Genomic DNA, 20799 nt, shown 5'->3' on the forward strand with positions numbered 1-20799 from the left:
CTGCCTCGTGTTGTTTAAAAAAACAAACGCTATAAGAGCTTTGAGCGTTTTTTGTCAAATATATTGATAGTTCTACGTGGCTGGTTTAGGGTGGACGACACCTAGGGTCGCCTCGCAGACCTGTTCAACTACCCCAGCGTGGGTGAGTGTCGAGCCTGACGCTGTCCCTGACAACAAGAGGAGTTTCTACATGACCACCTTGACGCGTGCAGACTGGGAGCAGCGTGCCCAGCAGTTGACGATCGAAGGTCGTGCCTTCATCAACGGCGAGTACACTGCCGCCACCTCCGGCGAGACCTTCGAATGCCGCAGCCCGGTGGACGGGCGCTCCCTCGCCCAGGTCGCCAGCTGCGACCTGGCCGATGCCAACCGCGCGGTCGAGAACGCTCGCGCCACGTTCGAGTCGGGCGTCTGGTCGCGCCTGGCACCTGCCAAGCGCAAGGCCACGTTGATTCGCTTCGCCAACCTGCTGCGCGAACATGTCGAAGAGCTGGCCCTGCTGGAAACCCTCGACATGGGCAAGCCGATCGGGGATTCCTCGAGCATCGACATTCCGGGGGCCGCCAACGCCATTCACTGGAACGCCGAAGCCATCGACAAGGTGTACGACGAAGTCGCACCGACCCCGCACGATCAACTGGGCCTGGTGACGCGCGAACCGGTCGGTGTGGTCGCAGCCATCGTGCCATGGAACTTCCCGCTGCTGATGGCCAGCTGGAAACTCGGCCCGGCCCTGGCCACTGGCAATTCGGTGGTGCTCAAGCCGTCCGAGAAATCGCCGCTGACCGCCATCCGTGTCGCCCAGCTGGCGCTCGAGGCCGGCATCCCGGCCGGCGTGCTCAACGTGTTGCCTGGCTACGGCCACACCGTCGGCAAGGCGCTGGCACTGCACATGGACGTCGACACCCTGGTGTTCACCGGTTCCACCAAGATCGCCAAGCAGCTGATGATCTACGCCGGTGAGTCGAACATGAAGCGGGTCTGGCTCGAGGCGGGCGGCAAGAGCCCGAACATCGTCTTCGCCGATGCGCCGGACCTGCAGGCCGCTGCCCAGGCCGCCGCCAGCGCCATCGCCTTCAACCAGGGCGAGGTCTGCACCGCCGGTTCACGGCTGCTGGTCGAGCGCTCGATCAAGGACACCTTCCTGCCCATGGTGGTCGAGGCGCTCAAGGCCTGGACGCCCGGCAACCCGCTGGATCCGGCCACCACCATCGGTGCGCTGGTCGACCAGCAGCAGATGAACACCGTGCTGTCGTACATCGAAGCAGGTCACCGCGATGGCGCGACCCTGTTGACCGGGGGCAAGCGTACCCTGGAAGAGACCGGCGGCACCTACGTGGAGCCGACTATTTTCGACGGCGTCACCAATGCCATGAAGATCGCCCAGGAAGAGATCTTCGGCCCGGTCCTGTCGGTGCTGACCTTCGACTCCGCCGAGGAAGCCATCGCCATCGCCAACGACACGCCCTATGGCCTGGCTGCTGGCATCTGGACGTCCGACATTTCCAAGGCCCACCGCACGGCACGTGCCGTTCGAGCCGGCAGCGTGTGGGTGAACCAGTACGACGGCGGCGACATGACCGCGCCGTTCGGTGGGTTCAAGCAGTCCGGCAATGGCCGCGACAAGTCGCTGCATGCGCTGGAGAAGTACACCGAGCTGAAGGCCACCTGGATCAAGCTGTAACCCGACGCGGTCGAACAGGCAGCCGGGACGACGCAGGTCGTCCCGGCTGTTTTGTGTGTGTTGCTCACCTGGACGAAAGGAGGTGCACGATGCGCTGGGGCACGTATTTCGCAGTGCTGGCGGCCGTGCTCAGTGTCGGGCTGGCCTTGGGCGTGAGCATGCCGCTGGTCTCGCTGCGGCTGGAAAACTGGGGCTACGGCGCCTTCGCCATCGGCGTGATGGCGGCCATGCCCGCGATCGGCGTGCTGGCCGGTGCCAGCCTGGCCAGCCGGCTGGCGGGCTGGGTCGGCGTGCCCCAGGCCATGCGCCTGTGCCTGTGGGGCAGCGCGGTGTCGATCGGCCTGCTGGCCGTGTTGCCGGGTTATGCGCTGTGGCTGGTGCTGCGCCTGCTCATCGGTCTGTGCCTGACCGTGGTGTTCGTCCTCGGAGAAAGCTGGATCAACCAGTTGGTGGTGGAGCGCTGGCGTGGACGGCTAGTGGCCTTGTACGGCAGCAGCTACGCCTTGAGCCAACTGGCCGGCCCCTTGCTTCTGGGCCTGGTCGGCACCGACGATGACCGGGGGTTCTGGGCGGCAACCGGGCTGTTGCTCGTCGCGCCTCTACTGCTGCTCGGTCGGGGTGGTGCACCGGTGACCGACGCCTGCAGCGTCACCTTCAGCGATCTGTTCGGATTCTGTAGACGCCTGCCAGTGATTGCCTGGGCCATCGCCTTGTTCGCGGCGTTCGAAGCGATGATCCTGACGCTGCTGCCGGTCTATTGCCTGCAGCAGGGCTTCGACGCCGAGACGGCCCTGTTCATGGTCAGCACGGTGGTGGTGGGCGATGCGCTCCTGCAACTGCCCATTGGCGTGCTGGCCGATCGCCTGTCACGCCGGGCGCTGTTCAGCGGCTGTGCGGTGGCGCTGCTCGGCGTCAGCCTGGCGATTCCCTGGCTGTTGCACAGCGTGGCGATCTGGCCGCTGTGGGTGGTGTTCGGCGCCAGCGCTGGCGGGCTGTTCACGCTGTCGCTGGTGCTGATCGGCGAGCGCTACCGTGACGATGCGCTGGTCCGCGCCAATGCTCACGTGGCGCAACTGTGGGGCATTGGCTGCCTGCTGGGCCCCTTGCTGGCCGGCGCAGGTGGACAATGGGTGAATGGGCATGCCCTGCCGCTGCTGATGGCGGCAGGGGCCTTCGGCCTGGTGCTGCTGACCCGTCGTCGCGGTGCATTCGATCCCGTCACGATCTAGGCTTGGCGTGCGTCGTCTGCCGCCTAGAGCATGCGCTCCAGGCCGACGGCCTTGCTCACCCAGGCGTTGAAGCGACGCCAGGCACCACCGGGCTCATGGGTCAGGACGTGGCGCTGGCCATTGTCCTCGGTGACCCACACCAGCTCGCCCTCGCGCAGCTCGGGCTGGTAGCTCACGGCCGGTGCCATGCCCTGCAGGGCCAGTTCGCGGGTGTACTCGGCCAGCTCCGGGCTGTCCACCATGACGCCGACCTCGGTGTTCCACAGCACCGAACGGGGGTCGAAGTTGAACGAGCCGACGAAGGTCTTGCTGCGGTCGAAGATGATCGCCTTGCTGTGCAGGCTGGAGTTCGAACTGCCCTTGTAGCTCAGCTTGGCACTGGACGGATCGCCCGACTGGCGGCGCATCTCGAACAGCTGCACCCCATGGCGCAGCAATGCCTTGCGGTAGGGTGCATACCCCCCATGCACGGCGGGCACGTCGGTGGCTTCCAGGGAATTGGTCAGCAGCTTGACCGTCACCCCTTCGTCGGACTTGCCGGCCAGGTAGCGCAAACCGTACTCGCCCGGCACGAAGTAGGCCGACAGCAGGATCAGCTCGTGCTGCACGTCGTTCAGGGCCGGCGCCAACTGGCGGGTCATCAGCAATGCAGGATCCGGCTCGCCGTCGGCCAGGATCTTTTCCGGGGCATCCCACAGCGCCTGCGCGTGGGCCCAGATCAGCTCCTTGCGCCAGGTGTCGAGCCGCGGTTCGGTCTGGTAGGCCATCAAGCGCTCGTACAGCGCCTTGCGCTCGATCTTGGCCTTGGCCAGCGAGGCCTCCAGTCGCTCCCGGCTCACGCGTAACGCGTCGGGGCTCGGGGGCTCGGAAAGAAAATCACTGATCGGGCGGCTCAGTTCGCTGTTCCAGTACTGGTCGAAACTCTCGCCGAGCTGGCGCGCCACCGGGCCGACCCCAAGCATGTCGATGTCGGTGAAATTCATGTTCGGCTCGGCGTCGAAGTACTCGTCGCCCAGGTTGCGGCCGCCGACGATGACCATGCTGGTGTCGGCCATGAACAGCTTGTTGTGCATCCGCCGGTGCTGCAGCGACAGGTTGAACAGGCGCCCGAGGGCGCGGGTGATGCCCGTGCTGCGGCCCTGGTGCAACGGGTTGAAGACCCGGATCTGGATGTTCGGGTGTGAGGCCAGGGTGGCGATGGCGCTGTCCTGCCCCGCGCTGGTGGTGTCGTCGAGCAGGATGCGTATCCGCACGTCGCGGTCGGCGGCCAGCAGCAGCTCGTGGATCAGCGCGCGGGTGCTCAGGCCGTCGTGCACGATGTAGTACTGCAAGTCGATGCTGACCTGGGCGTTGCGAATCAGCTCGGCCCGGGCGCGGAACGCATCGGTGCTGTTGGACAGCAGACGGAACCCCGACTGCCCCTGGTGCGGCGCAGCCTGGTGCAGAACGGAGCGGCCGAACGCCGACTCGTCGGCAGGCAGGACGTGGCTGGTTTCGTGGGGGGCGCTGACGCTGGTGCAGCCTGAAACGACGAACAGCGTGGTCAGCCAGACAGGCAGGGCTCTCTGGAGTCTCAAGGAGGTTCATCCTGTAGGAACGGGGGTCAGGGATATGGACCGTGGGCGCGTGCAGAAAGTTACGGCGGCGCCGTACGTCGCGCCGAGTGCCGGCAGGCGCGGGTGCGCGACCCTCAGGCCAGCTCCTTGAGCCGATGCCAGAGCATGCCCAGCGCCAGCAGCGGCGAGCGCAGGTGCCGGCCGCCTGGGAAGGTCATGTGCGGGACCTTGGCGAACAGCTCGAAGCGGCCGCTTTCCTGGCCACTGATCGCCTCGCCCAGCAGGCGGCCCGCCAGGTGCGTGGCATTGAGCCCATGGCCCGAGTAGGCTTGGGCGTAGAACACGTTCGGCTGCTGGCTCAGGCGCCCGATCTGCGGCAGGCGATTGGCGCCGATGCCGATCATGCCGCCCCATTGGTAGTTGATGCGTACGTCGGCCAGTTGCGGGAACACCTGGAGCATCTTGGGGCGCATGTAGGCCGCAATGTCCTTGGGGTCACGTCCGGAATAGTGACAGGCCCCGCCGAACAACAGCCGATGGTCGGCGCTGAGGCGGTAGTAGTCCAGTGCCACGCGCTGGTCGCACACCGCCATGTTCTGCGGCAGCAACGAGCGGGCGCGGGCTTCGCCCAGTGGCTCGGTGGCGATGAGGTAGCTGCCGGCCGGCAGCACCTTGCCCCCCAGTTCGCGGTCCAGGCCATTGAGGTAGGCGTTGCAGCACAGCACCAACGTCTTGGCCCGCACCCGACCCTGGGCCGTGTGCACCTGCACCTCAGGGCCGTAGTCGATGCGCGTGACCTCCGACTGCTCGTAGAGCTTCACGCCCAGGCGGCTGGCCACGGCCGCTTCGCCCAGGGCCAGGTTGAGCGGGTGCAGGTGGCCGGAGCCCATGTCGATCAACCCGCCGGCATAGCAGTCGGCGCCCACCACGCTGTGCAGGTCGTCCTTGCCGACCAGGCGCAGCGCGTGGGCGTACCCCAGGCTGCGCAGGTGCTCGGCGTCCTCGGCGAACCCCTTCAGTTGTTCGGGTTTGTTGGCCAGGTCGCAATAGCCCCAGGTGAGGTCGCAGTCGATGGCGTGCCGCTCCACCCGCTCGCGCACGATCTGCACGGCCTCCAACCCCATCAGGTGCAGGCTGCGTACACCGTCCTCGCCCAACACCGGCAGGAACCGCTCCACGCCATGGCCGACCCCGCGGATCAACTGTCCGCCATTGCGTCCGCTGGCGCCCCAGCCCAGTTTGCGGGCCTCCAGCAGCACGACCGAAAAGCCCCGCTCGGCCAGTTCGATGGCCGTGTTCAGGCCCGAGTAGCCGCCGCCCACGATGCACACGTCGGCACGTTGCTCGCCCTGCAGAAAGGCATGCGCCGGGTGCGGCACGCTGCTGGCGGCGTAGTAGGAGGCGGTGTGCTGTGCGCTGTGGATCATGGGGTGGGTCCTGAAGTGATCGACCGAGCGGGGAGGATAAGCGTGGGTTGCGTGGTGAGCAACCGCACGAGGCTCCGGCCTGTCGAAGACGCGCGGCCGACGTTGCAAGCGAGTAGAATGGGCCTTCGCCCAGCAGGCACGTCCGGCAGGACGTCATGGCCGCCTTCACCGGCCTTCGACTGTCGCCGGGGACGACCTGACCGTTTCCAGTGCGTCTTCACCTCCGGATGAACAGCCCTTTCAGCCATGTCCTGTAACCGCCACAAGATCCACTTCCTGCGCGAACTCATCCCGTCGTTCGAATGCGTACCCGGCTGCCACGATTGCTGCGGCCCGGTCACCACGTCCACGGACGAGATGGCCCGCCTGCCGCGCAGGTCTTCGGCCGAGCAGGCGGCAGCGCTGGAGCGGCTGGACTGCGTCCACCTCGGGCCGGGCGGCTGCACCGTGTACGAGGAGCGTCCGCTGATCTGCCGGCTGTTCGGCACTACCCCGCGCATGGCCTGCCCGCGAGGGCGTGGTCCTGAACCGATGATCGAGCCTGCCGCCGAGCAGCTGGTGCATCAGTACATCGCCAGCACGCGCCAAGTGCTGGTGTAGCGTCAGTCCGGGATGGGCAGGCAGAGGCTTTCCTTGACCTCTTCCATGACGATGTAGCTCTTGGATTCGCGCACGTGGGGCAGCTTCAGCAGGATGTCGCCCAGCAGCTTGCGGTACGACGCCATCTCTGAGATGCGCGCTTTCACCAGGTAGTCGAAATCGCCCGACACCAGGTGGCATTCCAGCACATGGGGCAGCTTCAGCACCGCCCGGCGGAACTCCTCGAAGGTGTCGCCCGACTTGTAGTCCAGGCTGATCTCCACGAACACCAGCAAGCTGGCCTTGAGCTGCTGCGGGTTCAGCCGCGCGCTGTAGCCCATGATGATGCCCTCGCGTTCGAGGCGACGGACGCGCTCGGTGCAAGGGGTGGTCGACAGCCCGACTTTCTCGCCCAGTTCGGTGAAGGAGATGCGCCCCTCGTCCTGCAGGATGCGCAGGATGTTGCGGTCGATCTTGTCCAGTTCACGTTTGCTTTGATGCTGGGTTCTCATAGGGGATGCGCCTTTGCGAAAGCCGATATAGCCAAGAATTCTCGCCAAATATAGGCTTTTATATAGTGAATTGCACTGCTTCCAACTTCTTATACTGCGCGCATCGGGCAGTGCCCATGGTCGAGGTCGCGGCGTGCCGCGCAAGAGGGAAGAGCGATGCGAGTGATGGTGCTTGGGGGCGGTGTCATCGGCACGGTCAGTGCCTACTACCTGGCCCGGCAGGGGTTCGAGGTGGTGGTGGTCGATCGCCAGCCGGCCGTGGCCTTGGAAACCAGTTTCGCCAACGCCGGGCAGATCTCGCCGGGCTACGCCTCGCCCTGGGCCGCGCCGGGCGTGCCGCTCAAGGCCATCAAGTGGCTGCTCGAGCGTCACGCTCCCCTGGCCATCAAGCTGACTGGCGATGTCGATCAGTACCTGTGGATGGCGCAGATGCTGCGCAACTGCACGGCGTCGCGTTATGCGGTGAACAAGGAGCGCATGGTGCGGCTGTCCGAGTACAGCCGGGATTGCCTCGACGAACTGCGTGCCGAGACCGGCATCGCCTACGAGCATCGCACCCTGGGCACCACCCAGCTGTTCCGCACCCAGGCGCAGCTCGATGCCGCCGCCAAGGACATCGCGGTGCTCGAGCGCTCAGGCGTGCCCTACGAGCTGCTCGATCGTGATGGCATCGCCCGCGTCGAGCCTGCGCTGGCCCAGGCCCGCGACCTGCTGGTCGGTGCCCTGCGCCTGCCCAACGACCAGACCGGTGACTGTCAGCTGTTCACCCGCCGCCTGGCGGAGATGGCCGAAGGGCTCGGCGTCCAGTTCCGCTTCGGTCAGGACATCCAGCGCCTGGACGTCACCGGCGACCGGCTCAATGGTGTGTGGATCGACGGTACCCTGGAAACCGCGGACCGCTACGTGCTGGCCCTGGGCAGCTACTCGCCGCAACTGCTCAAGCCCCTGGGCATCCGGGCGCCGGTCTACCCACTCAAGGGCTACTCGCTGACCGTGCCGATCACCGATCCGGCCATGGCTCCGGCCTCGACCATTCTCGATGAGACCTACAAGGTGGCCGTCACGCGCTTCGACGACCGTATCCGGGTTGGTGGCATGGCCGAGATCGCCGGGTTCGACCTGTCCCTGAATCCGCGTCGGCGCGAGACGCTGGAGATGATCGTCAACGACCTTTATCCTCTGGGCGGCGACCTGCAGCAGGCCAGCTTCTGGACCGGATTGCGCCCGGCGACCCCCGATGGCACCCCCATCGTCGGCGCCACGCCCGTGCGCAACCTGTTCCTCAACACCGGGCACGGCACGCTGGGCTGGACCATGGCCTGTGGCTCCGGTCGCCTGCTGGCCGACCTGATCGCGCGCAAGACGCCACAGATCAGTGCGGCCGGCCTGGATCTGTCGCGCTATGGCGCCCGAGGGGAACGTGTCCGGTCGGGCAGCGCCACCCCCGCGCATTCGTAACGCGACCCCGGTCGCCAACCGCTGTCTCCGGTGCAAGGCCCGCCTTGCGCCGGATCGAACCTCCCACCGCTTTGCCAGAAGGCTGTCTTCATGCGTCCCGCCCGTGCCCTGATCGATCTTCAAGCCCTTCGCCACAATTACCGCGTGGCCCGCGAGCTGGCCGGTGCCAAGGCGCTGGCCGTGGTCAAGGCCGATGCCTACGGGCACGGTGCAGTGCGCTGCGCCCTGGCCCTGGAAACCGAAGCGAACGGCTTTGCCGTGGCCTGCATCGAAGAAGCGCTGGAACTGCGGGCCGCGGGCATCAAGGCGCCCATCCTGCTGCTCGAAGGGTTCTTCGAGGCCAGTGAGCTGCCGCTGATCGCCGAGTATGATCTGTGGTGCGTGGTGCACGCGACCTGGCAGGTCGAAGCCCTGGAGCGCGTGCAGCTGCACACGCCGTTGAACGTCTGGCTCAAGCTCGACACCGGCATGCACCGGGTCGGCCTGCACCCGAAGGATTACCTGGCGGCCTATGGGCGGTTGCTGGCTAGCGGCCAGGTCGCACGCATCGTGCTGATGAGCCACTTCGCCCGGGCCGACGAGCCGGACGCCTCCACCACCGCCGAGCAATTGGCCGTGTTCGATCAGGCGCGCCAGGGGTTGCAGGCCGAAACCAGCCTGAGCAACTCGCCGGCCCTGATCGGCTGGCCGTCGGTGCGAAGCGACTGGGCGCGCCCTGGCATCATGCTGTACGGCGCCACGCCGTTCGAGGTCGAACAGCCCCAGGCCGGGCGCCTGCAGCCGGTGATGACCCTGCAGTCGCGGGTGATCAGCGTGCGTGAGCTGCCGGCCGGCGAGCCGGTGGGGTACGGCGCGCGGTTCATCTGCCCACGGCCGACCCGCGTGGGGGTGGTCGCCATGGGTTACGCCGACGGCTATCCGCGGCATGCCCCGACCGGCACGCCCGTGCAGGTGGCCGGGCAGCCGAGCCGACTGATCGGCCGCGTCTCGATGGACATGCTCTGCATCGACCTGACCGACCTGCCGCAGGCGGACGTCGGCAGCCCGGTCGAGCTGTGGGGCAAGCAGGTCCTGGCGAGCACCGTGGCGGCCCAGGCCGAGACCATCCCCTACCAGCTGTTCTGCAACCTCAAGCGGGTGCCGCGCGAGTACCTCGGCGACTGAGAAGGCGCCGACCGACGTCGGGCGCACGGGGTCAGGGTGTTGTAAATACTGAACGCTGTTACCATGATAGCGATCACTGCCCCTCGATCCCTGTTCGCTCGCCTTAAAGGAGGCTCATGCTTTGGACGTCGGCCAACGACTACAAGCCATTCGCACGCTCAAGGGTCTGTCCCAACGGGAGCTGGCCAAGCGTGCCGGGGTGACCAACAGCACCATCTCGATGATCGAGAAGAACAGCGTCAGCCCGTCGATCAGCTCGCTGCGCAAGGTGCTGGGCGGCATTCCGATGTCCATGGTCGAGTTCTTCTCCGTGGAGCTGGAGCCGGAAACCCCGTCGCAGATCGTGTACAAGGCCCATGAGCTGCTCGACATCTCCGACGGTGCAGTGACCATGAAGCTGGTCGGCAAGGCCCATTCCAGCCGAGCGATCGCCTTTCTCAACGAGGTTTATCCACCCGGGGCCGATACCGGGGACGAGATGCTCACCCATGAGGGCGAAGAGACCGGCATCCTGCTCGAAGGGCGGCTGGAACTGGTCGTGGGCTACGAGACCTTCGTGCTTGAGGCCGGCGACAGCTACTACTTCGAAAGCACGCGGCCGCATCGTTTCCGCAACCCCTTCGACGAGCCTGCCCGGCTGATCAGCGCCGCCACGCCGGCCAATTTCTGAAGACGTCGACGGCGGGGCGCCAGGCTCACCAGCCAGCGACCCGCAGGCGCTTACCCGATCCAACCCTCACGACCCAGAGGCGACCTGTGAACGTGATCCACCGTTTGGCAACGCTCCCGATGCTCTGCACCCTGTTGCTGGCCAGCGCCGCGCACGCGACGTCCGACGACGACCTGGCCCGCCGCCTGGCGCCGGTCGGCCAGGTCTGCGTGCAGGGGCAGCCCTGTGGCGAGCCGCCGGCCAGTCGTCCGGCCGTCACAGGGCGCGACCCTGCCGAGATCGTCGCCCGGCATTGCCAGACCTGCCACGGCATGGGCCTGCTCAACGCCCCCAAGCCCGGCGACACGGCAGCCTGGCAGGCGCTCGCCGATCGCAACGGCGGCCTGGACGGCCTGCTGGCCCGGGCGATCAGCGGTGTCAACGCGATGCCGGCGCGGGGCACGTGCGGCAATTGCTCCGACGACGAGTTGCTGAGCGCCATCAGGCAGATGTCCGGCCTCTGAGCGGGCGACGGGGCCCGGCGGGGAGCAAACGCGTACGGGCATCGGTCCAACGGCTGCATGCAAGGACGTCCAGGAGGCCAAGATGCCGCATCGCTGCTCCATCGAACAGGCTGTCGACCAGGTGCTGGCGCGTCTGCCCGCACACATCCACATGGGCCTGCCCCTGGGCCTGGGCAAGCCCACGGCGTTCGTCAATGCGTTGTACCGACGGATTCGCCAGACCCCCGGACGCCAACTGACGATCTACACCGCGCTGACGCTCGGCAGGCCTGCACTGGGCGATGGCCTGCAGCGGCGCTTTCTGGAGCCGTTCGTCGAGCGCGTCTTCGCCGACTGCGAAGAGCTCGACTACCTGGCCGACCTGCGCGGCGACAGCCTGCCGGGCAACATCCGGGTCGAGCAGTTCTTCATGCAGCCCGGCAGCCTGCTGGGCAGCCACACGGCGCAGCAGGCCTACGTCAGCAGCAACTACAGCCATGCGGCGCGCGACATCAACGCCAAGGGCCTGAACCTGGTGGCGCAATTGGTGGCCACCACGCCCGAGCGGCCTGGGCAGGTGAGCCTGGCCTGCAACCCGGACATCACCCTGGACCTGTTGCCGATGCTCGACAAGCGCCGTGCGGCGGGCGAAACCGTGCTGGTGCTTGGGCAGCCCCATGACGAGTTGCCGTACATGCCCGGCACGGCCGAACTGCCTGAAACGACCTTCGACCTGCTCATCGATCAGCCCGAGACGCGTCGCCTGTTCTCGACGCCGAACATGCCGGTGTCGACGCAGGACCACTTCATCGGGTTGTATGCCAGCCTGCTGGTGCGCGACGGCGGCACCTTGCAGATCGGCATCGGCGCCATGGGCGATGCGGTGACGGCCGCCTTGCTGGCGCGGCAGGGGGACAACGACGGTTACCGCGCGCTGGCCGAAGAGCTGCAGCTCACACCCTGGCAGACGTTGATCGAACGGGAAGGGGGGCTGGCGCCGTTCGCCGACGGGCTGTACGGGTGCAGCGAAATGTTCGTCAACGGCCTGCTCGCCCTGGCTGAAGCCGGCGTGGTGCGACGGCCGGCGGACGAGCACGGCGTGCTGGTGCATGGCGGGTTCTTCCTGGGGCCGCGCAGTTTCTATCAGCGGCTGCGGGAAATGCCCTTGGCACAGCGCGCCCGTTTCGCCATGACCGCGATCAGCTTCATCAACGAGCTGTATGGCGATGAAGCACTCAAGCGGCGCCAGCGCCGTGATGCGCGGTTCATCAACACCGTGTTCGGCATGACCCTGATGGGTGCGGCGGTGGCCGATCAACTGGAAGACGGTCGGGTGCTGAGCGGCGTGGGCGGGCAGTACAACTTCGTCGCCCAGGCCCACGCCTTGGAGGACGCCCGTTCGCTGCTGCTGGTCCGCAGCTGGCGCGAGTCCGCAGGCGAAGTCACCTCGAACCTGACCTGGAACTATGGGCACTGCACGATTCCTCGGCACCTGCGCGACCTCGTGGTGACCGAGTACGGCATCGCCGACCTGCGCGGGCAGACCGACAGCGAGGTGATTGCCCGGCTGCTGGCGATCAGCGATTCGCGGTTCCAGCCGGACCTGATGGCCAAGGCCAAGGCGGCCGGCAAGCTGCCGGCGGATTTCCAGCTCGATCCGCAGTTCACCGACAACACGCCCGAACGGCTCGAGGCGATTCGCCAGCGGCATGCGCGGTTGTTTCCGGAGTATCCCCTGGGGTGCGACTTCAGCGACGAAGAGCGGGCGCTGCTGCGGGCCCTGGATTGGCTCAAACGCAAATTCAGGCTGACCGAGATGCTGGAGCTGGGCAAGGCGGCCCTGGATGCGCCTGCGCCCGAGACCTTCCCCGTGCACCTCGAACGCATGGGGCTGGCGCAGCCGCAAGGGTTCAAGGATGAGCTGTACCAGCGGTTGCTGCTGGCGGGGTTGCAGGCGACGCACGGGTAGGGGGCAGTGTCTGAGTTGGGCTGTGAGCGGCGTTGCATCATGCTGATCAGGCAGTGTCTCTTTACGGGCCCTGTGGGCCAGGGCTTTCAACGTCTTTGCCTAAGACGATGTGGACCACATCGCCGATCTGGCAGAGCGGTTCATCTCCTCTGTGGGAGCGGGCTTGCCCGCGATGCAGGCGGTGATGGGCCGGACGCCATCGCGGGCAAGCCCCACAGGAGAACTGCGCCCGCCTGCATCACCTCGTCGTAGCTACGGGTCGAAAGCAGCCAGTCGCGACTGGCCGCTTTCGGCCAGAAGCGGACTCCCACCTGTCTCGCCTTGGGCGGATTAAAACTGCCGGAAAATCGCAGCAGCCAACACTCCGGCAGCGATTGCTGGAAGCGGCTTCTTCAGCAGCAACATGGTGCCTGCCGTCGTCAGCAGGGCCAGTCGTGCGGCGTTGTCACCCTGTAGCGCCATTGGAGCCAGAAGGGCTACCAGCACCGAGCCAGACATTGCTCCGATGAACTGTTTTACTCGATAGCTAATGGGCACGAAGGACATGACATAGACCCCGCCCCAGCGGGTTGCCAGCGTCACAAACGCCATGACCAGTACCAAGATGAGGGCACCTAAACCTGCCGTTTCAATGCTCACGCTTGTTCTCCGTCCAGATTGTTCCGGTGAGTCCGCCGGCCACCGCACCCACGACGACATGGCTGTTCTCGGGAAGATACAGGTATGCCAGCAGCGACGCGCAAGCGGCGACGATCCAGATCATCAAGATGCGCAGGTTTTTATCGCCGCCGGCCACCATTGCCAGCAGGAAACAGCCCATCACCATGTCCAATCCCAGAGCCTTGGGATCATGAATGGAACCGCCGAAAAGAACACCGAGCCAGGTGCCGGCCACCCAAGCCAGCCATAGAACCAGGCCGCCGCCCAGCAAGAGTCCCAAGCCGGGCTGGCTGTTGCCAAACGCCTGCATTGATAGGGCCCAGTTGGCGTCGGAGGCGACCAGCATCACCCCGTAGCGCTTTCTCACGGGCAGGTGTTGCAGCCACGGATAGAGCGTGGCGCCCATTAGCAAGTGGCGGGCATTGATTGCGAACACGGTGATGCTCAGGGTAAGCAGGGAGACGTCGGGGCCCCACAGCTCCAGTGCGGCGAACTGGGACGCGCCAGCAAACACAAGGGTGCTCATTGCCACGATTACCGCGTCACTCAATCCCGCCTGGGTGGCCGCCAAGCCGAAAGCCGCCCCGAATATCGCCACAAACAGGGAAATGGGCGCCAGTTTGGTAAAGCCGACCCAAACCATCCGGTGGTCGAACTCATGCAGCTTGTCGGTAATCTGTGTCATGTCGTGGGCACTTCGGCGTGGCGATTATGATGGCACGTGCTGCGTTTCACTCAAGGCAACACCTGACTTCGTCACTAATATGCTTCTGCTATGCGCCAAAAGAAAAACGGATAAAACAGAGTTAAGCTATCCGGTAATCGAATGACCGAGTTTGACTATGACGTTCCATGATCTGCAGATAGATTGGATGAAATGCTTCGTTGCCGTGGTGGATGCAGGTTCGCTATCTGGCGCCGCTCCGCAAGTGCATCGCTCTCAGTCGGCGGTCAGTATGCAGATCAAGAAGCTGGAGACGGCCCTGGGTTGCCAGCTTCTGGTGCGAGGGCCGCGCCAGCACCAGCTTACGGCTCAAGGGCAGTTGTTGCTGGGTTACGCACGGCGAATGCTCGATCTGCATGCCGAAACCCAGGTGGCCTTCCATAGGGAGGAGCTGACGGGGCGGATTCGTCTTGGCGTGCCGGATGATTACGCCGCGCGTTACCTTACACCAGCACTCAAACGCTTCGCTCCGAATTTCGGTGCGGTGGAGATCGAGTTGAACTGCGAGCAGTCGACTTCTCTGATTCCTCGAGTGAAAAGCGGCAATCTTGATCTCGCCCTGGTTTCTCGTGACAACCCTCGGCATGGAGTCTTGCTGTTTCATGAGCCAATGGTCTGGGTCGGCGATGCCCAGTTCCAGGTCTGGCGACGCGACCCGCTGCCCATCGCCGTCTATGAGGACGCCAGTCTTGCCAAGCGCAGTGCGTTGCAGTCGTTGGCACTCCAAGGGCGTCGCTTCAAGGTGGTGTACAACAGCTCCAGCTTGGCGGGCCAAATTGCCGCCGTCGAAAGCGGCTTGGCGGTAGCGGTGCTTACACAGTGCAGTGCGCCATCGCACTTGAAGATCTTAGGCAGCGAGCAAGGCTTAGGTCCGCTGGAGCCCATGGAGGTCGCCGTGTTCCGAAGCCAGGCATCTCGGGGCTCGAAGGCGGTGGACAGTCTTCACGACCTTCTTATCAAGACACTTCGCCTTTCTACTCCTCCTTAAGGCGCAATAGCCAAGCCATGAGCGTCCGCTTCTGGCCGTGTGCAGCCCTCTGCGAATGGCTTCTTAGGGTCGGTTGGCGACAGTCTGATCTCGACCGTCGCTGTGCATCGTCAGACCTCAGTCTGTTCCGCCTTCTCCAGCGCGTCGTCGACCTCAATCCCCAAATATCGAATGGTGCTCTTTAGCTTCGTGTGTCCAAACAGCAGTTGAACCGCCCGCAGGTCCTTCGTCCTTCGATAGCTAAGCTTTGCTGTCGATGGCCAGATCGAAGAGAGCCAGATCTCGAGTATTTTCTGCAATCTGAAGCCTTACTCGGATAGCTCAGATATCTCTCAGTTGTAGCGGGGGTTTCTGCCCAGGCCTTTCAACGTCTTTGCCTAACAGGATGTGGACCATATCGCTGATCTGGCAGAGCGGTTAATCCCCCTCTGTGGGAGCAACTGTCTTTTTTCTACTCGGTACATGCCCGACCCTATGGGCTGATGTGTGGGCTTACCTGCGATGCAGGCGGTGATGGACCGGACGCTATCGCTGGCAAGCCAGCTCCCACCCAGACCTCTGCAGCCGTCGGTGTAGCCATGGCTGCGCAAGCAGCTTGTGGGAGCGGGCTTGCCCGCGATAGCGTCCGGTCCATCACCGCCTGCATCGCGGGCAAGCCCGCTCCCACACAGGAGGTGAACCGCTCTGCCAGATCGGCATGTGGTCTACATCGTGTTAGTTAAAGACGTTGAAAGGCCTGGGGTTTCTGCCCGACCAATTTTCCTTTGTTCCAGGGCTGACGGCTGCGGTTAGCGATGATGCTCATGGCATGTCCTCCACGTGTGGAAGGACAAGGATGGCTAATCAAAGCAACGGTCGCTAACGGCCGATAGTTACCTTTCACGGTTGGCTGCTGGCGGGTAGGAGCGACCCCTGTGCCGCGATCGGGCCCGCAGGGCCCGCCAGAAAGCCCTGCAAGTCGAGTGCTCTGCACCGCGCCGACAGTACCGCGGGCGGCCTGCGAAGCCTACCTCACTCCACGAAACTGACGACCCCACCGGCCAGCGACTTGACCCGCGCCAGCGATTCGACCCGGTAGCCCTGGCTGTCCAGCTCGGCACGGCCGCCCTGGAACGACTTCTCGATCACGATGCCCAGCCCGGCGACGGTGGCGCCGGCCTGCTTGATGATCGAGATCAGCGCCTGGGACGCCTTGCCGTTGGCCAGGAAGTCGTCGATCACCAGGACACGGTCATGGCTGCTCAGGTGACGCGGCGAGATGGCCACGGTGTTCTCGGTCTGCTTGGTGAACGAGTACACCGACGCGGTCAGCAGGTTTTCGGTCAGGGTCAGCGACTGGTGCTTGCGGGCGAAGATCACCGGCACGCCGAGCTTCAGGCCGGTCATGACCGCCGGCGCGATGCCGGACGCCTCGATGGTGACGATCTTGGTCACGCCCGCCTCGGCGAAGCGCTGGGCGAACTCGTCACCGATCAGCTGCATCAGGGCAGGATCGATCTGATGGTTGAGAAACGCATCGACTTTGAGAACCTGGTCGGAAAGCACGATGCCTTCTTCGCGAATCTTCTGGTGCAGTGCTTCCACGGCGGTAGTTCCTCGATGTAACGGACAGAGCCACGGCAACGCGCCGTGGCATAGATGGGCTAGCGTTTGAGCATGGCGCGAATATCGGCCAGTGCGTTGTTGCCGCGCGCGGCCTTGACCTCCACCGGGGCGTCGTCCAGGCCTTCCCAGGCCAGGTCGTCGGGCGGCAGTTCGTCGAGGAAGCGGCTCGGCGTGCAATCGATGATCTCGCCATACTGCTTGCGCTTGGCGGCGAAGGTGAACGCCAGGGTCTGACGGGCGCGGGTGATGCCCACGTAGGCCAGCCGGCGCTCTTCCTCGATGGTGTCGGCCTCGATGCTGGAGCGGTGCGGCAGGATCTCTTCCTCCATGCCCATGATGAACACGTAGGGGAACTCCAGCCCCTTGGAGGCATGCAGGGTCATCATCTGTACCCCTTCGGCATTCTCTTCCTCTTCCTGCTGGCGCTCGAGCATGTCGCGCAGCACCAGCTTGCCGATGGCGTCCTCGATGGTCATCTCACCCTCTTCGTCCTTCTCGAGGGTGTTCTTCAGCGCATCGATGAGGAACCAGACGTTGCTGATGCGGAACTCCGCAGCCTTGTCGCTGGCGGTGTTCTGGCGGATCCAGTTCTCGTAGTCGATGTCGCGCACCATCTCGCGCAGGGCGGCGATCGGGTCGTCCGAGGCCACCCGCTGACGCACGCCGTCGAGCCAGTGCTTGAAGCGCTGCAGGCGCTCGGTGTAACGCGCGTCCAGGTGCTCGCCCAGGCCCAGCTCCTCGCTGGCCGCGTACATCGACACGTCGCGCTGGGTGGCGTAGTTGCCAAGCTTTTCCAGTGTGGTCGAACCGATCTCCCGGCGCGGCACGTTGATCACCCGCAGGTAGGCGTTGTCGTCGTCGGGATTGACCAGCAGTCGCAGGTAGGCCATGAGGTCCTTGACCTCCTGGCGCCCGAAGAAGCTGTTGCCGCCGGACAGGCGATACGGCACCTGATGGTGCTGCAACTTCAGCTCGATCAGCTTGGCCTGGTAGTTGCCCCGGTAGAGAATGGCGAAATCGCGGTAGGGCCGGTTGGTGCGCAGGTGCAGTGTGAGGATTTCCATGGCCACGCGTTCGGCCTCGGCATCCTCGTTGCGGCAGCGGATCACGCGGATCTCGTCGCCATGGCCCATCTCGCTCCACAACTGCTTTTCGAAGGCATGCGGGTTGTTGGCGATCAGCACGTTGGCGCAGCGCAGGATGCGGCTGGTCGAGCGGTAGTTCTGCTCGAGCATGACCACCTTCAGGGACGGGTAGTCGTCCTTGAGCAGCATGAGGTTCTCGGGCCGGGCGCCGCGCCAGGCGTAGATCGACTGGTCGTCGTCGCCGACCACGGTGAACTGGTTGCGCGTGCCGATCAGCATCTTCACCAGCAGGTACTGGCTGGCGTTGGTGTCCTGGTATTCGTCGACCAGCAGGTAGCGCACCCGGTTCTGCCACTTCTCCAGCACGTCGGGGTGCGTTTCGAAGAGCTTGACCGGCAGCAGGATCAGGTCGTCGAAGTCCACCGCATTGTAGGCCTTGAGGGTGCGCTGGTAGTGCGTGTAGACGATGGCGGCGGTCTGCTCGCGCGGGTTGCGAGCCTTTTCCAGGGCTTCGGGCGGTAGGATCAGGTCGTTCTTCCAGGCCCCGATCATGTTCTTGATCTCGTCGATGCCGTCGTCGCCCGCGTACTCCTTCTGCATGATGTCGCCGAGCAGCGCCTTGATGTCGGTCTCGTCGAAGATCGAGAACCCCGGCTTGTAGCCCAGCCGCGCATGCTCCTTGCGGATGATGTTCAGGCCCAGGTTGTGGAAGGTGCAGACCGTCAGGCCACGCCCTTCGCCAGGGCGCAGCAGGGTGCCGACCCGCTCCTTCATCTCGCGCGCCGCCTTGTTGGTGAAGGTCATGGCGACGATGTACTGGGCACGGATGCCGCAGTTCTGTACCAGGTGGGCGATCTTGCGGGTGATCACGCTGGTCTTGCCGGAGCCGGCACCGGCGAGCACCAGAAGCGGGCCGCCGACGTAGCTCACGGCTTCTTGCTGCCGGGGATTGAGTCGGGACATGGCTGTAAACCGGGGGGAGCAGAAAATAGCCGCGCATTCTAGCAGGCATGCGGCGGATGGTGGATAACCGTCTGCCCAGTGAGGCTCGCAAGTGTTCGAGAGCAGTAGCGCATCTGTCATGGAAGGACGATGCAATGTTCGAGCGCTTCTGGAGGTCGACAGTAACGTACAACGAATGCCCAAGGGTTTGCCGAGTCAGGCAGAATCGCGCAGGATGCACGACAGAATAGGTCGTAGCTCAATGGCAAAATGGCATGATTCAGGTGAAAAGCATTACCACACATACGTCGGTCATTCGCTGCGTCATGTCATTGTGACACCTGCGCGGCGTAAGGAGCATGCTTGTCCACGCTTGTCGTACCCTTGCGTCTCTTGTTGCTGGCCAGTGAACCGTACTGGGCCGCTGCCTTGCACGCGCACTTGCCCCATGTGTCCCCTCAGGCCGTCCTGCTGACCGCGCCTTGTTGGGACGCCGTGGACACGCTGTTCGCCGATGATCGACTGACCATCGTGCTGACGACACCTGACTTGCAGCCGTGTAGCGAGCGCTGTGGCCTGCCGATGGTCTTGCTGCTGGCGCAGGACCCGCAGGAGCTGCCGCCAGGGATCAGCGACTGGCTGGTACAGGGCCAGCTCACCAGCGATACCCTGCGCCGTTGCCTGCGGCACGTACGCGAGCGGCGTCTGTTGGAAACGACCCTGCAACGCTTGACCCAACTCGACCCCTTGACCGGCGTGGCCAACCGCCAAGGCTTCCAGACCCTGCTGACCCGGCGGCTGGCCGAGCACGAGGGGCGTGGCGTCGCCTTGGGCCACCTGGACCTGGACAACTTCCGCCACGTGAACGACGCGCTCGGCCATCAGGTCGGCGACTGGCTGATCCTCCAGGTGGTCGACCGGCTCAAGCGGCACCTGGGGCCTGACGACCAGATCGCTCGGCTGGGCAGCGACGAATTCGCCCTGCTGCTCGACACGCGGCAGGACCCCCGGCGTGCCGAGCAGACGGCCCGTCACCTCGTCGATGCGCTAGGCGAGGCCTTCTGGGTCGACGGTGAAAGCCTGCTGCTGGGGTGCAGCCTGGGTGTCGCCCATGCTCGCGCCCACAATGGCCCTGACCCCCTGATGTGGCACGCGCACATCGCCATGCAGCAGGCCAAGCGCAGGCGCGGCTGTACCTTTCACGTGTTCGACGAGCGCATCAACCGCCATGCCCGCAGCCTCGCCGACCTCGAAAGCGAACTGCGCCGTGCCCTGCGGCGCGACGAACTGGAGCTGCACTACCAGCCACGCCTGGACCTGGCCAGCGGGCGCATCGTCGGGCTCGAGGCGCTGGTGCGCTGGCGGCATGGCGAGCGGGGCCTGTTGCCGCCGGGCGAATTCATCCCCCTGGCCGAACAGAGCGGCCTGATCGTGCCCCTGGGCTACTGGGTCATCGCCCGGGCGCTGCGCGATACCCAGGTCTTGCGCGCGCGTGGTCTAGCGCCCTTGCACATCGCCGTCAACCTGAGTTTCCGGCAGTTCCACGACAGCCAGTTGCTGGCGACCTTGAGCCGGCAGATCGCCGAGTACGGCATCGACGCCAGCTGGCTGGAATTCGAGCTGACCGAGACGGCCGTGATGCACTGTAACGAGCGCGTCCAGCAGACCCTGGACGCGCTGGGTCGCTTGGGCGTGAGGTTCTCGCTGGACGACTTCGGCACAGGGTTTTCCTCGTTCGTGCACCTGAACAGCCTGCCGATCACCCTGCTCAAGGTCGACCGCAGCTTCGTCGCCGGCATGGAGCAGCGCATGGAAAGTCGCAAGCTGGTGCAGGCGATGATCAACCTGGCGCACGACCTCAACCTGCACGTGGTCGCCGAAGGCATCGAGAACGAGCGGCAACTCGCCCTGTTGCGTGACTATGGGTGCGATCAGGTGCAGGGCTTTCTGGTCAGCCGGGCCTTGCCCATCGACGAACTCAGCACCTGGCTGGTGGACGCGAGCGCCCGGCAGGGGCGCTTCGACTACCGTCCCTGACGGTGCCCGGTCAGGCTGACGGCCCTGC

Annotated in this window: 17 protein-coding genes; 10 read left to right on the forward strand and 7 right to left on the reverse strand. The window is 65.0% G+C overall.

The features are described from left to right. Nucleotides 1–190 precede the first annotated feature (190 nt). Together G7007_RS02410 and G7007_RS02415 are read left to right on the forward strand one after the other, a co-directional pair. Nucleotides 191–1684 (forward strand): aldehyde dehydrogenase, encoded by a 1494-nt coding sequence (locus G7007_RS02410; RefSeq protein ID WP_181098852.1) that lies wholly within the window; start codon nucleotides 191–193, stop codon nucleotides 1682–1684. 89 nt (nucleotides 1685–1773) lie between these two features. Continuing rightward, complete coding sequence (locus G7007_RS02415) at nucleotides 1774–2913, forward strand: MFS transporter (RefSeq protein WP_181098853.1); 1140 nt, start codon at nucleotides 1774–1776, stop codon at nucleotides 2911–2913. A 23-nt stretch (nucleotides 2914–2936) separates the two neighbouring features. Here the strand turns inward: G7007_RS02415 and G7007_RS02420 are convergent, their stop codons facing one another. Further along, nucleotides 2937–4490, reverse strand: a complete 1554-nt coding sequence (locus G7007_RS02420) for a phospholipase D family protein (protein ID WP_181098854.1) — start codon at nucleotides 4488–4490, stop codon at nucleotides 2937–2939. 113 nt (nucleotides 4491–4603) lie between these two features. After that, nucleotides 4604–5896 (reverse strand): NAD(P)/FAD-dependent oxidoreductase, encoded by a 1293-nt coding sequence (locus G7007_RS02425; RefSeq protein WP_181098855.1) that lies wholly within the window; start codon nucleotides 5894–5896, stop codon nucleotides 4604–4606. A gap of 246 nt (nucleotides 5897–6142) precedes the next feature. Between G7007_RS02425 and G7007_RS02430 the strand changes: the two genes are divergently transcribed. Beyond that, nucleotides 6143–6496: a YkgJ family cysteine cluster protein gene (locus tag G7007_RS02430; RefSeq protein ID WP_181098856.1), complete on the forward strand. Its 354-nt coding sequence runs from the start codon at nucleotides 6143–6145 to the stop codon at nucleotides 6494–6496. A gap of 2 nt (nucleotides 6497–6498) precedes the next feature. Here G7007_RS02430 and dadR read toward each other — a convergent pair whose 3' ends face one another. Beyond that, a complete protein-coding gene (gene dadR / locus G7007_RS02435; RefSeq protein ID WP_060392035.1) occupies nucleotides 6499–6987 on the reverse strand; it encodes a transcriptional regulator DadR in 489 nt (162 codons plus the stop codon). 156 nt (nucleotides 6988–7143) lie between these two features. On the opposite strand from dadR, the gene dadA reads away from it, so the two are divergent. From dadA to G7007_RS02460, 5 genes are all read left to right on the forward strand, one after another. Continuing rightward, a complete protein-coding gene (gene dadA, locus G7007_RS02440) occupies nucleotides 7144–8445 on the forward strand; it encodes a D-amino acid dehydrogenase (RefSeq protein ID WP_181098857.1) in 1302 nt (433 codons plus the stop codon). A gap of 90 nt (nucleotides 8446–8535) precedes the next feature. Continuing rightward, nucleotides 8536–9609, forward strand: a complete 1074-nt coding sequence (alr, locus tag G7007_RS02445; RefSeq protein ID WP_181098858.1) for an alanine racemase — start codon at nucleotides 8536–8538, stop codon at nucleotides 9607–9609. Nucleotides 9610–9730: 121 nt separating this feature from the next. Next, nucleotides 9731–10279 carry a cupin domain-containing protein gene (locus G7007_RS02450; protein ID WP_060392038.1) on the forward strand — a complete coding sequence of 183 codons (549 nt, stop codon included), beginning with the start codon at nucleotides 9731–9733 and terminating at the stop codon, nucleotides 10277–10279. Nucleotides 10280–10365: 86 nt separating this feature from the next. Then, nucleotides 10366–10782: a c-type cytochrome gene (locus G7007_RS02455; RefSeq protein WP_375139471.1), complete on the forward strand. Its 417-nt coding sequence runs from the start codon at nucleotides 10366–10368 to the stop codon at nucleotides 10780–10782. An 82-nt stretch (nucleotides 10783–10864) separates the two neighbouring features. Then, nucleotides 10865–12730: an acetyl-CoA hydrolase/transferase family protein gene (locus tag G7007_RS02460; RefSeq protein ID WP_181098860.1), complete on the forward strand. Its 1866-nt coding sequence runs from the start codon at nucleotides 10865–10867 to the stop codon at nucleotides 12728–12730. 330 nt (nucleotides 12731–13060) lie between these two features. Here the strand turns inward: G7007_RS02460 and G7007_RS02465 are convergent, their stop codons facing one another. Next, a complete protein-coding gene (locus G7007_RS02465) occupies nucleotides 13061–13369 on the reverse strand; it encodes an AzlD family protein (RefSeq protein ID WP_181098861.1) in 309 nt (102 codons plus the stop codon). Further along, a complete protein-coding gene (locus G7007_RS02470) occupies nucleotides 13359–14075 on the reverse strand; it encodes an AzlC family ABC transporter permease (protein WP_181098862.1) in 717 nt (238 codons plus the stop codon). The genes G7007_RS02465 and G7007_RS02470 overlap by 11 nt, the downstream gene beginning before the upstream one ends. 157 nt (nucleotides 14076–14232) lie before the next feature. Here G7007_RS02470 and G7007_RS02475 point away from each other — a divergent pair, with 157 nt between their 5' ends. Then, on the forward strand, nucleotides 14233–15102 hold the full coding sequence (locus tag G7007_RS02475; RefSeq protein WP_181098863.1) for a LysR family transcriptional regulator: 870 nt from the start codon (nucleotides 14233–14235) through the stop codon (nucleotides 15100–15102). 1011 nt (nucleotides 15103–16113) lie between these two features. Here G7007_RS02475 and xpt read toward each other — a convergent pair. Next, complete coding sequence (gene xpt, locus G7007_RS02485; RefSeq protein WP_060392041.1) at nucleotides 16114–16686, reverse strand: xanthine phosphoribosyltransferase; 573 nt, start codon at nucleotides 16684–16686, stop codon at nucleotides 16114–16116. A 59-nt stretch (nucleotides 16687–16745) separates the two neighbouring features. Beyond that, entirely contained in the window at nucleotides 16746–18755 is a 2010-nt protein-coding gene (rep, locus tag G7007_RS02490; protein WP_181098864.1) for a DNA helicase Rep, read from the reverse strand. A gap of 342 nt (nucleotides 18756–19097) precedes the next feature. On the opposite strand from rep, the gene G7007_RS02495 reads away from it, so the two are divergent. Beyond that, nucleotides 19098–20771: a putative bifunctional diguanylate cyclase/phosphodiesterase gene (locus tag G7007_RS02495; protein ID WP_181098865.1), complete on the forward strand. Its 1674-nt coding sequence runs from the start codon at nucleotides 19098–19100 to the stop codon at nucleotides 20769–20771. Nucleotides 20772–20799 lie beyond the last annotated feature (28 nt).

It is taken from the genome of Pseudomonas entomophila, from assembly GCF_013523125.1.
GTDB lineage: Bacteria > Pseudomonadota > Gammaproteobacteria > Pseudomonadales > Pseudomonadaceae > Aquipseudomonas > Aquipseudomonas entomophila_B.

Bases quoted from the DNA above. Each gene is read 5' to 3' on its own strand.
- G7007_RS02410 (WP_181098852.1), top strand. From the start codon at position 191: ATGACCACCTTGACGCGTGCAGACTGGGAGCAGCGTGCCCAGCAGTTG.
- G7007_RS02415 (WP_181098853.1), top strand. From the start codon at position 1,774: ATGCGCTGGGGCACGTATTTCGCAGTGCTGGCGGCCGTGCTCAGTGTC.
- G7007_RS02425 (WP_181098855.1), bottom strand. From the start codon at position 5,896: ATGATCCACAGCGCACAGCACACCGCCTCCTACTACGCCGCCAGCAGC.
- G7007_RS02430 (WP_181098856.1), top strand. From the start codon at position 6,143: ATGTCCTGTAACCGCCACAAGATCCACTTCCTGCGCGAACTCATCCCG.
- dadR (WP_060392035.1), bottom strand. From the start codon at position 6,987: ATGAGAACCCAGCATCAAAGCAAACGTGAACTGGACAAGATCGACCGC.
- dadA (WP_181098857.1), top strand. From the start codon at position 7,144: ATGCGAGTGATGGTGCTTGGGGGCGGTGTCATCGGCACGGTCAGTGCC.
- alr (WP_181098858.1), top strand. From the start codon at position 8,536: ATGCGTCCCGCCCGTGCCCTGATCGATCTTCAAGCCCTTCGCCACAAT.
- G7007_RS02460 (WP_181098860.1), top strand. From the start codon at position 10,865: ATGCCGCATCGCTGCTCCATCGAACAGGCTGTCGACCAGGTGCTGGCG.
- G7007_RS02470 (WP_181098862.1), bottom strand. From the start codon at position 14,075: ATGACACAGATTACCGACAAGCTGCATGAGTTCGACCACCGGATGGTT.
- G7007_RS02475 (WP_181098863.1), top strand. From the start codon at position 14,233: ATGACGTTCCATGATCTGCAGATAGATTGGATGAAATGCTTCGTTGCC.
- rep (WP_181098864.1), bottom strand. From the start codon at position 18,755: ATGTCCCGACTCAATCCCCGGCAGCAAGAAGCCGTGAGCTACGTCGGC.